Origin of the sequence: Pseudomonas sp. (assembly GCF_048265905.1) — a bacterium.
Lineage (GTDB): Bacteria > Pseudomonadota > Gammaproteobacteria > Pseudomonadales > Pseudomonadaceae > Aquipseudomonas.
The window spans coordinates 1-12,615 of sequence record NZ_JBLXAP010000007.1 but is presented as its reverse complement, the minus strand read 5'-3'; the positions used below and the strand labels follow the sequence as shown (position 1 = coordinate 12,615).

At 54.2% G+C, this 12,615-nt stretch carries 14 protein-coding genes and 2 tRNA genes; 9 read left to right on the top strand and 7 right to left on the bottom strand.

Going from position 1 to position 12,615, the window contains the following annotated elements:
- The first annotated feature begins 15 nt into the window (after positions 1-15).
- From ACN0UH_RS11350 to cysG, 4 genes are all read left to right on the top strand, one after another.
- Positions 16-1,338, top strand: coding sequence for a replication-associated recombination protein A (locus ACN0UH_RS11350; RefSeq protein ID WP_087516811.1), 1,323 nt, complete (start codon positions 16-18; stop codon positions 1,336-1,338).
- Entirely contained in the window at positions 1,338-1,712 is a 375-nt protein-coding gene (gene crcB / locus ACN0UH_RS11345) for a fluoride efflux transporter CrcB (protein ID WP_417662146.1), read from the top strand. Before ACN0UH_RS11350 ends, crcB begins: the two co-directional genes overlap by 1 nt.
- 166 nt (positions 1,713-1,878) lie before the next feature.
- On the top strand, positions 1,879-3,159 hold the full coding sequence (serS, locus tag ACN0UH_RS11340; protein ID WP_087516813.1) for a serine--tRNA ligase: 1,281 nt from the start codon (positions 1,879-1,881) through the stop codon (positions 3,157-3,159).
- Between the two features lie 94 nt (positions 3,160-3,253).
- Entirely contained in the window at positions 3,254-4,663 is a 1,410-nt protein-coding gene (gene cysG, locus ACN0UH_RS11335) for a siroheme synthase CysG (protein WP_417662145.1), read from the top strand.
- Between the two features lie 22 nt (positions 4,664-4,685).
- On the opposite strand, the gene ACN0UH_RS11330 is transcribed toward cysG, so the two are convergent.
- From ACN0UH_RS11330 to ACN0UH_RS11300, 7 genes are all read right to left on the bottom strand, one after another.
- On the bottom strand, positions 4,686-5,669 hold the full coding sequence (locus ACN0UH_RS11330; RefSeq protein ID WP_417662144.1) for a glutathione S-transferase family protein: 984 nt from the start codon (positions 5,667-5,669) through the stop codon (positions 4,686-4,688).
- 111 nt (positions 5,670-5,780) lie between these two features.
- Complete coding sequence (locus ACN0UH_RS11325; protein ID WP_417662143.1) at positions 5,781-6,779, bottom strand: glycosyl transferase family protein; 999 nt, start codon at positions 6,777-6,779, stop codon at positions 5,781-5,783.
- Positions 6,776-7,111 carry a TusE/DsrC/DsvC family sulfur relay protein gene (locus ACN0UH_RS11320; protein WP_417662142.1) on the bottom strand — a complete coding sequence of 112 codons (336 nt, stop codon included), beginning with the start codon at positions 7,109-7,111 and terminating at the stop codon, positions 6,776-6,778. The genes ACN0UH_RS11325 and ACN0UH_RS11320 overlap by 4 nt, the downstream gene beginning before the upstream one ends.
- On the bottom strand, positions 7,108-7,407 hold the full coding sequence (tusB, locus tag ACN0UH_RS11315; RefSeq protein ID WP_417662141.1) for a sulfurtransferase complex subunit TusB: 300 nt from the start codon (positions 7,405-7,407) through the stop codon (positions 7,108-7,110). Before tusB ends, ACN0UH_RS11320 begins: the two co-directional genes overlap by 4 nt.
- Entirely contained in the window at positions 7,407-7,763 is a 357-nt protein-coding gene (gene tusC, locus ACN0UH_RS11310) for a sulfurtransferase complex subunit TusC (RefSeq protein WP_417662140.1), read from the bottom strand. The genes tusB and tusC overlap by 1 nt, the downstream gene beginning before the upstream one ends.
- A gap of 1 nt (position 7,764) precedes the next feature.
- Positions 7,765-8,157 carry a sulfurtransferase complex subunit TusD gene (gene tusD, locus ACN0UH_RS11305; RefSeq protein WP_417662139.1) on the bottom strand — a complete coding sequence of 131 codons (393 nt, stop codon included), beginning with the start codon at positions 8,155-8,157 and terminating at the stop codon, positions 7,765-7,767.
- A 113-nt stretch (positions 8,158-8,270) separates the two neighbouring features.
- Positions 8,271-8,939 (bottom strand): Bax inhibitor-1/YccA family protein, encoded by a 669-nt coding sequence (locus tag ACN0UH_RS11300; RefSeq protein WP_417662138.1) that lies wholly within the window; start codon positions 8,937-8,939, stop codon positions 8,271-8,273.
- Positions 8,940-9,133: 194 nt separating this feature from the next.
- On the opposite strand from ACN0UH_RS11300, the gene ACN0UH_RS11295 reads away from it, so the two are divergent.
- The 5 genes from ACN0UH_RS11295 (at position 9,134) to ACN0UH_RS11275 (ending at position 12,579) form a co-directional block, all read left to right on the top strand.
- Positions 9,134-9,221: transfer RNA gene (locus ACN0UH_RS11295), tRNA-Ser, on the top strand.
- A gap of 154 nt (positions 9,222-9,375) precedes the next feature.
- On the top strand, positions 9,376-10,020 hold the full coding sequence (gene uvrY, locus ACN0UH_RS11290; protein WP_417662137.1) for a UvrY/SirA/GacA family response regulator transcription factor: 645 nt from the start codon (positions 9,376-9,378) through the stop codon (positions 10,018-10,020).
- Positions 10,007-11,845 carry an excinuclease ABC subunit UvrC gene (gene uvrC / locus ACN0UH_RS11285; protein WP_417662136.1) on the top strand — a complete coding sequence of 613 codons (1,839 nt, stop codon included), beginning with the start codon at positions 10,007-10,009 and terminating at the stop codon, positions 11,843-11,845. Before uvrY ends, uvrC begins: the two co-directional genes overlap by 14 nt.
- A gap of 30 nt (positions 11,846-11,875) precedes the next feature.
- Entirely contained in the window at positions 11,876-12,436 is a 561-nt protein-coding gene (pgsA, locus tag ACN0UH_RS11280) for a CDP-diacylglycerol--glycerol-3-phosphate 3-phosphatidyltransferase (RefSeq protein ID WP_417662135.1), read from the top strand.
- 67 nt (positions 12,437-12,503) lie between these two features.
- Positions 12,504-12,579, top strand: a tRNA-Gly gene (locus ACN0UH_RS11275).
- Positions 12,580-12,615: the final 36 nt, after the last annotated feature.

Here is a 12,615-nt window from a genome sequence, read left to right as displayed (position 1 = left end):
GTTGTAACGCGGCCCATGGATTTGTTTCGCAAGGCTCCTGTTGCCCAACCTCTGGCCGCTCGCCTGCGTGCAGCGACGCTGGATGAGTATGTCGGTCAGGAACACTTGCTCGCCCGTGGCAAGCCACTGCGCGAGGCGCTGGAGCAGGGCGCACTGCACTCGATGATTTTCTGGGGGCCGCCCGGGGTGGGCAAAACCACCTTGGCCCGCTTGCTGGCTCAGGTTTCTGATGCGCACTTTGAAACCATCTCGGCGGTGCTTTCAGGGGTCAAAGAGATTCGTCAGGCGGTCGAAGTCGCCCAGCAACACGCCGCGCAATATGGTCGACAAACCATTCTTTTTGTCGACGAAGTCCATCGCTTCAACAAATCGCAGCAAGATGCGTTTCTGCCTTACGTTGAAGACGGCACCCTGATTTTCATTGGTGCAACCACTGAAAACCCATCGTTTGAGCTGAACAACGCATTGCTCTCGCGGGCGCGGGTGTACGTGCTCAAAAGCCTGGATGAAACTGCATTGCGCAAGTTGGTTGATCGCGCATTGCATGACCCCAAAGGCTTGGCTGACCGGCAACTGAGCTTACCCGACGACAGCTTCGCAATCCTGATGGCTGCGGCTGATGGCGATGGTCGACGCCTGCTTAATTTTCTTGAAAACGCCGCAGACTTGGCTGATGACGGCGGGGTGATCACCCCTGAGTTGTTGCAGGACCTGCTGGGCGATAGCCGTCGGCGCTTCGACAAGGGTGGCGAGGCGTTTTATGACCAGATTTCCGCACTGCATAAGTCAGTGCGCGGCTCCAGCCCAGATGGTGCGCTGTACTGGTATGCACGCATGATCGATGGCGGTTGTGATCCTCTGTACATCGCCCGGCGCGTGGTGCGCATGGCCAGCGAAGACATTGGCAATGCTGATCCGCGTGCACTCAGTCTGTGTTTGTCTGCATGGGATGTTCAGGAGCGATTGGGGAGCCCGGAAGGCGAGCTGGCGGTCGCCCAAGCGATCGTCTATTTGGCCTGCGCGCCAAAAAGCAACGCGGTATACAGCGCCTTCAAAGCTGCCATGCGTGACGTGGCCGAAAACGGCTCGATGGAAGTGCCTTTGCATTTGCGTAATGCGCCAACAAAATTGATGAAGCAACTGGGTTATGGCGATGAATACCGTTATGCCCATGATGAGCCCGATGCCTATGCGGCTGGCGAAGATTACTTCCCTGAGCAACTTGAGCCGCGCCAGTATTACCAGCCGGTGCCGCGAGGCCTTGAGCTGAAAATCGGCGACAAACTCAAACATTTAGCGGCGCAGGATGCGGCCAGCTCACGTAAGCGGAGAGAATGATGATCAAGATAGTCGCAGCTGTTGCAGCCGGTGGTGCGCTAGGCAGTACATTGCGCTTCTTGACCAGCTATTGGGTGCAGCGCCATTGGCCGCAACACTTTTACATGGGCACGTTCAGCGTCAATATTGTCGGCTGCTTTTTGATTGGTCTGCTGAGCGGGCTGTTTCTACTGCGCACCGATATTCCGCTTGAATTGCGAACCGGCATTACCGTGGGTGTGCTCGGAGGCCTGACGACCTTCTCCTCGTTTAGCCTGGAAACCATTCGCTTGATTGAAGGTGGTCAGGCGGCGGTTGCTATGGGTTATCTGGCGGCAAGCCTGATTGGTGGCTTACTGGCTGCTTGGGGCGGATTGTCATTGGCGCGCATGTAAGCGGGCTTATTTAAGCGATTCTCTGGTTTTTTTGTTAGCGCTGTCATGCAGATGACCACTTTTTGCAGCAGATACTTCGCACTCGGCGTCCTGAACCCTTAAACTTCACCCATTCTGTCTCATGGCTTAGGCCATGCAATTCACACTTTTGTATTGAGATATCAGCATGCTCGACGCCAAATTGGTGCGCACCGAACTTCAAGAAGTCGCTCAGCGCCTTGCTACCCGTGGTTTTCAGCTAGATGTAGCGCGCTTTGAAGAACTTGAAGCGCAGCGCAAGACCCTGCAAACCCGTACCGAACAACTGCAAGCTGAGCGCAATGCTCGCTCAAAGTCGATTGGTCAGGCTAAGCAGCGCGGCGAAGACATTGTGCCTTTACTGGCTGAAGTTGATCGTATGGGCAGCGAATTGGAGCAAGGCAAGCGCGAGCTGGATGCCATCCAAGTAGAACTGGACAGCATTTTACTCAACCTGCCCAACCTGCCGCATGAGTCCGTGCCTGTTGGTGCAGACGAAGATGACAACGTTGAAGTGCGCCGTTGGGGCACACCTAAAGCGTTCGATTTCACTGTTCAGGATCACGTTGCTTTAGGTGAGCAACATGGCTGGCTGGATTTCGAAACGGCGGCAAAGTTATCCGGCGCCCGTTTTGCCTTGCTACGCGGCCCCATCGCGCGCCTGCACCGTGCTCTGGCGCAGTTCATGATCAATCTGCATACCGCCGAGCACGGCTACGAAGAGGCCTACACGCCTTATCTGGTTCAAGCTCCCGCGTTGCAGGGCACCGGCCAACTGCCCAAGTTCGAAGAAGATCTATTTAAGATCAGCCGCGAAGGCGAAGCTGACTTCTACCTGATCCCGACGGCTGAAGTGTCCCTGACCAACATTGTTGCCGGTGAAATCCTTGACGCTAAATTGCTGCCGATCAAATTTGTCGCGCATACACCATGTTTCCGCAGCGAAGCGGGCGCCTCAGGTCGCGATACACGCGGTATGATCCGTCAACACCAGTTCGATAAAGTTGAAATGGTTCAAGTGGTTGAGCCGAGCACCTCTGAGCAAGCGCTCGAAGGCCTTACTGCAAACGCGGAAAAAGTGTTGCAGTTGCTTGAGCTTCCATACCGCGTGCTGTCGCTGTGCACCGGCGATATGGGCTTTAGCGCGATCAAAACCTATGACCTGGAAGTCTGGGTGCCGAGCCAGGATAAATACCGTGAGATATCTTCTTGCTCCAACTGTGGCGACTTCCAGGCGCGGCGCATGCAGGCCCGTTACCGCAATCCGGAAACAGGCAAGCCTGAGCTGGTTCACACGCTCAATGGCTCTGGTCTGGCGGTCGGTCGTACATTGGTTGCAGTGCTTGAGAACTACCAACAAGCCGACGGCAGCATCAAAGTGCCAGAAGTGCTCAAGCCTTACATGGGCGGTATCGACGTCATCGGCTGATTCGTACCGGCTAGCGGTTAACCGCTAGCTGGCTACACCGATTGCGGATGCTGCTCTGGCATCCGCTTTAGATTTGTTGTCTGTAGAGGCCACCATGGATTTTCTGCCTTTGTTCCACAAACTCAAGGACCGCTTGGTTTTGGTCGTTGGCGGTGGTGAAGTCGCTGTGCGTAAAGCGCGTTTGTTGGCTGATGCCGGTGCACGGTTGCGAGTAGTCGCTCCAGATATTCGCGCCGAGCTTAGCGAAATGGTCGAGGCGGGCGGTGGCGAGTTGTTGCTGCGCGGTTATCAGGCAGAAGATCTTGAAGGCATAACCCTGATCATTGCCGCAACGGATGATGAACCGCTCAACGCGCAAATATCGGCCCAAGCTCAAGCACTTGGCATTCCGGTAAATGTGGTGGACGCGCCGGCATTGTGCAGTGTGATATTTCCGGCCATTGTTGACCGCTCGCCCTTGATCGTGGCAATCACCAGTGGCGGCGATGCTCCAGTGTTAGCGCGCCTGATTCGTGCAAAGATCGAAACCTGGATTCCATCGACTTACGGCCAACTGGCCGGTTTGGCGAAAAAATTTCGCGCTCAGGTAAAAAGCCTGTTCCCCAATGTCCAACAGCGTCGAGTGTTTTGGGAAGACGTGTTTCAGGGGCAGGTTGCCGAGAGCGTATTTGCAGGCAAGCTGCATGAAGGCGAGCGCCTGCTTGCCGAGAAGGTCGCTGGAGCAGCGCCGCAAATGCTCGGTGAAGTGTATTTGGTCGGTGCCGGGCCAGGTGATCCGGACTTGCTCACTTTCCGCGCCTTGCGCTTGATGCAGCAAGCTGACGTAGTGCTCTATGATCGCTTGGTCGCACCAGCCATTATCGAGCTGTGTCGGCGCGATGCTGAGCGTATCTATGTTGGCAAGCAGCGCTCTGACCACGCGGTTCCCCAAGAGCAGATAAACCAGCGCTTGGTCGATTTAGCCAAACAGGGCAAACGAGTATTGCGCCTGAAAGGTGGTGATCCGTTTATCTTTGGCCGCGGTGGCGAGGAGATCGAGCAGCTCGCGGCCAATGGCATTCCTTTTCAAGTTGTACCGGGTATCACTGCGGCGAGTGGCTGCGCGGCCTATGCCGGGATTCCATTGACCCATCGTGACCATGCTCAATCCGTGCGCTTCGTCACCGGTCATTTGAAAGATGGTAGTAGCGATCTGCCCTGGACTGAGTTAACCGCTTCGAGCCAGACGCTAGTGTTTTACATGGGTTTGGTCGGTCTGCCGGTGATTTGCCAGCAACTAATCGCCCATGGTCGTGCAGCAAGCACGCCAGCAGCGCTGATCGAGCAGGGCACAACGCAGAATCAGCGGGTCTATACCGGCACTTTAGCTGACTTGCCGCAGTTGGTTGCCGAGCATGCGGTCCGCGCCCCAACGCTGGTTATCGTCGGTGAAGTGGTGCAACTGCGCGAGAAGCTGGCCTGGTTTGAGGGTGCTGAAGTTAAAACTGCTCAGAAGAAAGTCTGAGCAGTACTTCAATCGACTGGTTTTAATCTCCGCCGTAGATACCGTTGCCCCTGAGGCGCGCTCGGTCATGCGGGCGTTGCAGGTCAAGCGCCGGACCTTTGGGGACTATGCCGGTTGGGTTGATGGTGCTGTGGCTGGCGTAGTAATGATGCTTGATATGCTCGAAATCGACCGTTTGCGCAACGTTTTGCCATTGATACAGCTCGCGCAGCCAGTTCGATAGGTTCGGATAATCCTCTATGCGCTTGAAGTTGCACTTAAAGTGCCCGTGGTACACCGAGTCGAAACGAATAATCGTGGTGAATAAACACCAGTCGGCTTCGGTCAAGTATTCGCCCGTCAGATAGCGCTGGTTCTCAAGCAGCGTGTCGAGTGCGCCAAGCTCAGCAAACAGCTGATCGAAGGCTTCTTCGTAAGCGTCTTGAGTGGTGGCAAAGCCCGCGCGATAGACACCGTTGTTCACCGCTGGATAGATGCGCTCATTAAGCACGTCGATTTCGCCTCGCAAAGCTTGCGGGTAGAGGTCGAGCTTGTTGTCGGTCAGGTGGTTGAATGCGCTGTTGAACATGCGAATGATTTCCGCAGATTCGTTACTGACAATTCGTTGCGTTTGCTTGTCCCAAAGTACCGGCACTGTCACTCGGCCGCTGTATTGCGGGTCGTCACGGGTATATCGCTGATGCAGGAACTCAAGGCCGTCGAGCTTATCGCCGCTCGAACCGGTGGCTTTATCAAAGGTCCAGCCGTTTTCACGCATCAACCAACTGACCACGGACACGTCAATCAACGACTCAAGGCCTTTGAGTTGGCGGAATATCAAGGTTCTATGCGCCCAAGGGCAGGCTAAACAGACATACAGGTGATAACGTCCCGCTTCAGCCTTGAAGCCGCTGTCGCCGCTGGCGGTAATCCAATTGCGTCGCTGTGCGCTTTCGCGTTTGAAGTGACCATCACCTTTGGTGTCATACCATTGGTCTTGCCACTTGCCATCGACTAATAAACCCATGATCTGTGTCCTTCGCTGCAAGCAAGACAGAGCACATGTGTGCCTTACTTGCCTTTGTGATTGATGGTCACAGTCTAGCGTGAGTAAATCGATTAAAAGCCGCAAAAAATCTTAGGTTACGATCGGTTGGTTCGATGTGTTTCGGGCTTCCCAATAGGTTTCGGCACGCTCAAAGGCTTGCTCGCGAGTTGCGCCAAGCCCGCGCAAGACCAGGGCCATGGTGCTGATAACCGCCATCTGCGCGTAACTGTCGGCGACTTCACCGCGCCAAAAGTTCACTAGATGTTCAGGTTCAAGGCTTTCTGGTTTGACATGGCGTTGAGCCGATAGGGCGGGCCAGTCCTCATCCCAGTTCTGCCCGTCGACGGTGCCATAAAGATGGCTGGTGGCATCTGGATTGATTTCGATTTCACCGCCTTCACCCTTGATCACGATGGCGCAGTCGCCCAGTAACTGGCTAGCCTCGCGGTGCACGGCTTGATAACCCGGGTGAAAAATACTCTGCAGGCAGCAGCGTGCATTCAAGGGATTAATAATCCGCGTGAGCGAGTGGATGGGCGAGCGCAAGCCAAGGGTGTTGCGCAGGTCGATCATCTTTTGCAGTTGTGGCGACCAATCGCCAAGGGGAATAAAGCCTAGTGAACGCTGCTCGAGTGCATGATCAACTTCAGCCCATGAGCGGCACAGTGGAATGTCGAGCTGGGCCAACAGTTGTTCGCTGTACAAGCGGCCCGCGGTGTGAGCGCCACCACCGTGCATGATGATGCGCACACCATTGGCTGCAAGTGCTTTAGCGGCTAGCAAGTACCAAGGCAGATGACGTTTTTTCCCGGCGTAGCTGGGCCAGTCGATATCTACGGCTATTTGTGGTGCATTGAGGCGTTCACGGACGGCCTGGGCAAAGCCTGCCATCTCTTCAGCGCTTTCTTCTTTGTGCCTGAGCAGCATTAAAAAGGCGCCAAGCTGAGTGTCTTCAACCTTGTCGTCAAGCAGCATGCCCATCGCGTCATAGGCTTCGCTGCGGGTAAGGTTGCGGGCGCCGCGTTTGCCTTTGCCTAGAATGCGCACGAATTGGGCGAAAGGGTGTTCTGCAGGAGTTTGTAAATTCATAAACAATTCGTCGGCTTAGGCAAGCCCGCCAGCTTGGCGGCAAGTTTGGCTGGGGTGCCATTAAATAATCGATTGAGGTGCAGGCTGTTGCCTTTTTCAGGGCCGAGTTTGAGTGCCACGTATTTGATCAGTGGGCGATTGGCCGGCGACAGCTGAAACTCGGCGTAGAACTCACGTAGCAATTTGAGTATCTGCCAGTGCTCATCAGTCAGGGTTAAGGCTTCACGTTGCGCCAAGGCGCTCGCAACCTCCTCAGACCAATCGCTCAGCTCGCATAGGTAACCGTCCTTATCCAAGGCAATGCTGCGGCCTTCAACCGTCAACTCCGTCATACCCAGCTATTGACCTTGGCGAACTTCATGCTGAGGCGAACAAATTCCGGGTAGTCAATAACTTGGGCCCGTGCAGGAGCACTGATCGAGCGCGCCACGACATCTTCTTCAATCGCATACAGCTTGATTGTGTCAGGTATCAATTCAAGTGCTTGCAGTTGTGCGGTATCGGCAAGCAGGGCGTATACAGCATCGCCACAGAGCAGCAGACCATCGGTTTCACCTAGCAGGCGCAAACAGCTGCTGAGGCTGGCATCAGTGAAAGGTGAGTCTGAGAGTACGTGTAAGGTCGACATCAGATTGTAACCACTTGATCGTAGCGCTGAATAAGTGCGCGAAGTTCAGAGTCAGTCAAAACCACGGCTGGCATTGCGATTGAGTCTGGCGACATGCCGCGCTCAGTCAAGCTGCGCGCCGATACGTAGAGCGACTCGACACCAAACATCGGCAGTGCCTGCAAGTTAGCGCTCAGGTCTTTCTGTTGCAGGATCGTGGGTTGCTGTTGCGGTTTGAGTTGCAATGCGCCGTCATCAAGAAACAGCATAGCAATAGGCAGGTCGAAGGCGCCGCCAGCCAAGGCAATATCCAGTACCTCACGGGCACCAGGCCCAGACCAGGGCGCCTGACGATTGATGATCAATAATGACTTCACTTCAGTCGCCCCCAAAGCAGATTAAGCGGTCTGCCACTTGCGCGGCTTCATGGAGCTGGCCCAGTCCGGACAGTTGCCATGGTGCTTGAATCAGCGCCGCTGAGCGTGAGTAACGCTGCGCTTCCTCGTCATTCAGCGCGCCACGGCGCAAAGCAGCTGCAATGCACACCACAGCATCGAGTTGCTGTTGTGTCACGAATTCACGCCACTCTCGCGCTATATCAACTTCATCCTGGCCGCTGATTACTGCACTAGATGCGTTGTATACACCGTCCTGGTAGAAAAACAGCCGAACTATCTCATGGCCTTCTGCAATTACCGCTTGGGCAAAGCGTAAGGCGCGACGAGAGGAGGGTTGATGCGGCGCTGAAAATAATGCGATGGCGAATTTCATAGCAGGGCCAGTCAGTTAAATCTGCACGAATGATAAAGCGTGGCGCGTCAAGATGCTCGCCATAGAAACGAAAAAGCCCGCATAAAAGCGGGCTTTTTGCAAAGGCGAACGAATTAGTCGTCGCTGCCCATGATACCGAAGATCTGCAACAAGCTGATGAATAGGTTGTAGATCGATACATACAGGCTGATGGTTGCCATGATGTAGTTGCGCTCACCTCCATGAATGATGGCGCTGGTTTGGAACAGGATGCAAACAGATGAGAACAGCACGAAACCGGCGCTGATTGCCAGTTGCAGCCCACTAATCTGGAAGAAGAAGCTAGCAACCATCGCGCCGAGCAGGACAAAGAAACCAGCAGTGATGAAGCCACTAAGGAAGCTCATGTCTTTGCGCGTTGTCAGTACATAGGCGGATAAGCCAAAAAACACCAAGGCAGTCATGGCAAATGCCGAGCTGACAACTTCTGCGCCGTTGGCCATGCCCATATAGCGGTTGAGGATTGGACCCAGGGTGTAACCCATGAAACCGGTCAGGGCCAAGGTCGAAACCAAACCCCAAGGCGAGTTACGCAGTTTTGCCGTAAGGAAAAACAGGCCGTAGAAGCCTATCAGTACAACAAAAATGTTTGGATAAGCGACGTTAGCGCGCTGAGCCAGAAAAGCAACCAGACCACTGAAAGCCAGGGTGATTGCCAGCAAACCGTAGGTATTGCGTAATACACGGCTTACTTCCTGTTGCTCGACCTGCGAGCCGTCGATTGCGTAATTTTGCTGTTGCATGGCCTCACTCCTAATAAAAAACCATTGGTTCTATAAGCGATACTGACACCGATATTAGCACTGTGTTGAAAAAAAACGCTTCAGAGAGTTTGACAGCGTGTTTCGTTCGGGTAAGATTGCCGCCCGCAGTCAGGGAGAAGTGCATTAACATGAGTTAATGTGTTGATCTTAAACAGAACTGCATATGCAATACTGGAAGCGTGGCCGAGTGGTTTAAGGCAACGGTCTTGAAAACCGTCGATGGGAAACTGTCCTAGAGTTCGAATCTCTACGCTTCCGCCATCTTTTTGTGAGAGAGCAAGCGCCAACATGGCGCTTGCTCTTTGACAGCGATTCACCACGCTAGTGATAGCGCACACGCTTAATAGGCAGGGCAGCCGCTTAAAACAATCAAATGGACCGCTGTATCATGCGGCAAGTTTAGCGAGGTGTTCCATTGATTCGAGTGCTAGTGGTTGATGATCATGACTTGGTTCGTACCGGAATCAGCAGAATGTTGGCTGATATCGACGGTCTTACAGTAGTCGGTCAAGCTGAAAGTGGTGAAGAGTCAATTATCAAAACCCGCGAACTCAAACCTGACGTCATTCTTATGGACGTCAAGATGCCGGGTATTGGCGGTCTGGAAGCGACGCGCAAGCTGATTCGCAGTAATCCTGACGTCAAGGTGGTTGCCGTTACCGCCTGTGAAGAAGACCCATTTCCAACTCGTTTACTGCAAGCAGGGGCTTCTGGCTACCTGACTAAGGGCGCTGCGCTGGATGAAATGGTTCAGGCCATTCGCATGGTATTTGCCGGACAACGCTATATCAGCCCACAAATTGCTCAGCAGCTTGCGTTGAAGTCGTTTCAGCCACAAAGCAGCAATTCGCCGTTCGATTTGCTTTCAGAGCGCGAAATCCAGGTTGCGTTAATGATTGCCGGCTGCCAGAAAGTGCAGATCATCTCGGACAAGCTGTGCTTGTCGCCGAAGACGGTCAACACCTATCGATATCGCATTTTTGAAAAGTTAGCGATTACCAGCGACGTTGAACTGGCTTTGCTGGCTGTTCGCCACGGCATGGTCGATGCATCCCAGTAGCAATTCCAAAGCGTTTGATTCCAGCGCTTTTCTAGCCACGTGCAGCGGGCGTCCCGGGGTTTACCGGATGTCCGATGCCGATGGCAAGCTGCTTTATGTCGGTAAGGCCAAGAACCTCAAAAAACGGCTGTCAAGCTACTTCCGCAAAACTGGTTTAGCACCTAAAACGGCTGCGCTGGTGTCAAAAATTGCGCAAGTCGAAACCACGATCACCGCCAACGAAACCGAAGCATTGTTGCTCGAGCAGACGCTTATCAAGGAGTGGCGGCCGCCTTACAACATTCTCCTACGTGACGATAAATCCTATCCTTATGTCTTTCTCTCGGACGGCCAGTTTCCGCGCTTAAGCATTCATCGCGGCGCCAAGAAGCTTAAAGGGCGTTACTTTGGCCCGTACCCAAGCGCGGGTGCAATTCGTGAAAGTCTGGGGTTGTTGCAGAAAACCTTTTTGGTGCGCCAGTGCGAGGATAGTTACTTCAAAAACCGTACGCGGCCATGCTTGCAGTATCAAATCAAACGTTGCAAAGGACCTTGTGTCGGCCTGGTTGAGCCTGACGAGTACGCTGAAGATGTACGCCACTCGGTAATGTTTCTTGAAGGGCGCAGCAATGCCCTGACAGATGAGTTGTCATTGGCGATGCAAAAGGCGTCAAGTGAGCTGAATTTTGAGCGTGCAGCAGAGGTGCGCGATCAAATATCGTTGCTACGCCGCGTGCAAGACCAGCAAAGCATGGAAGGCGGTACAGGTGATGTCGATGTGGTCGCTAGCATTGTTACGCCCGGCGGAGCCTGTGTTCATCTGATTACGGTGCGCGGTGGGCGGGTGTTGGGCAGCAAGAACTTCTTCCCGCAGGTCGCCATTGAAGAAGACAGCACGGCAGTGATGTTGGCGTTTCTGTCGCAGTATTACCTGGGCAGTCACGAGCGCGACCTGCCGACCGAGTTGATTGTCAACGTCAACAATGAAGACTATCCGACGTTAATTGCTGCGATCGAAGCGTCTCGCGGGCGCGAACTTGCAATCAGCTATCGCGTGCGTGCGACCCGTGCGCGCTGGCAACAGCTGGCTGTGACCAATGCCGAGCAAGCGTTGAGTGCGCGACTGGCAAATCGTCAGCATGTCGCGGCGCGCTTTGAAGCCTTGGCTGAAGCGCTCAAGCTAGATGAGATTCCACAACGGCTTGAGTGCTTTGACATCAGCCACTCGAGCGGGGAGGCGACAGTTGCCTCGTGCGTGGTGTTTGGTCCCGAGGGTCCGCTCAAGTCGGATTACCGGCGCTACAACATTGAAGGCATTACCGGTGGTGATGACTATGCAGCAATGCATCAGGCGCTGACACGGCGTTTCAGCAAGATCAAAGAGGGTGAGGGCAAGTTGCCTGACGTTCTGTTGGTCGATGGCGGTAAAGGTCAGTTGGCAATGGCTCGCGAAGTGCTAGAGGAACTGGCAGTACCGGAGTTGATCCTCCTTGGTGTGGCCAAAGGCACAACGCGTAAGCCTGGCTTGGAAACCCTGTATCTCAATGATGCTACACATGAATTTACCTTGCCGGGTAACTCGCCAGCGCTGCACCTGATTCAGCAAGTCCGTGACGAATCTCACCGTTTTGCAATCACGGGTCACCGTGCGCGTCGCGGCAAAACCCGACGTACCTCAACATTGGAGGGGGTTGCCGGAGTTGGGCCAAAGCGCCGGCGCGAACTGTTGAATCATTTCGGTGGCCTGCAAGAGTTGTCGCGTGCGAGTATTGAAGAAATCGCTAAATCCCCCGGCATTAGCAAAAAGCTTGCAGAGCTCATTTATGCGGCGTTGCACAGCGAGTAGAATGCTGGCTCACTTTGAACAGTCGTGCTGATGAATATCCCCAATCTGCTTACGGTACTTCGTGTACTGCTAATCCCTGTTTTTGTGTTGTTGTTCTATCTGCCGTTCTCATGGAGTTATTGGGCTGCAAGCCTGGTTTTCACTGTGGCGGCGGTAACTGATTGGCTGGACGGCTACCTGGCGCGCCTGTGGCAGCAGAGCACTCCGTTCGGAGCTTTTCTTGACCCGGTTGCCGATAAGCTAATAGTCGCGGTGGCATTGGTGCTGCTGGTCGCTGAGCACCACAATTTGTGGCTGACTTTGGCCGCGGCAGTGATTATCTGTCGTGAGATTGTCGTCTCCGCGTTGCGCGAGTGGATGGCCGAGATCGGCGCAAGGGCCCATGTGGCAGTGTCAAATTTGGGCAAATGGAAAACGGCTGCGCAAATGGTTGCATTGGTGATTTTACTGGCCAATCCACCGCTGATGACTGCTTGGGTGGCTTTTGGTTATGGCTTGTTAATCGTTGCGGCGATTCTCACATTATGGTCGATGGTGCACTACTTAATGGCCGCATGGCCGCATCTCAGCCCCTCGACCGAAAAGAAATAAACTTTTTTGAATCAAGGGGTTGACGTTGGGCGCGGAACATATAGAATGGCGCCCGTCAACACGACAAGCGGGAATAGCTCAGTTGGTAGAGCACGACCTTGCCAAGGTCGGGGTCGCGAGTTCGAGTCTCGTTTCCCGCTCCAGTTTTTAACGGGCCGTTTATAGCGGCCCGTTTAGTT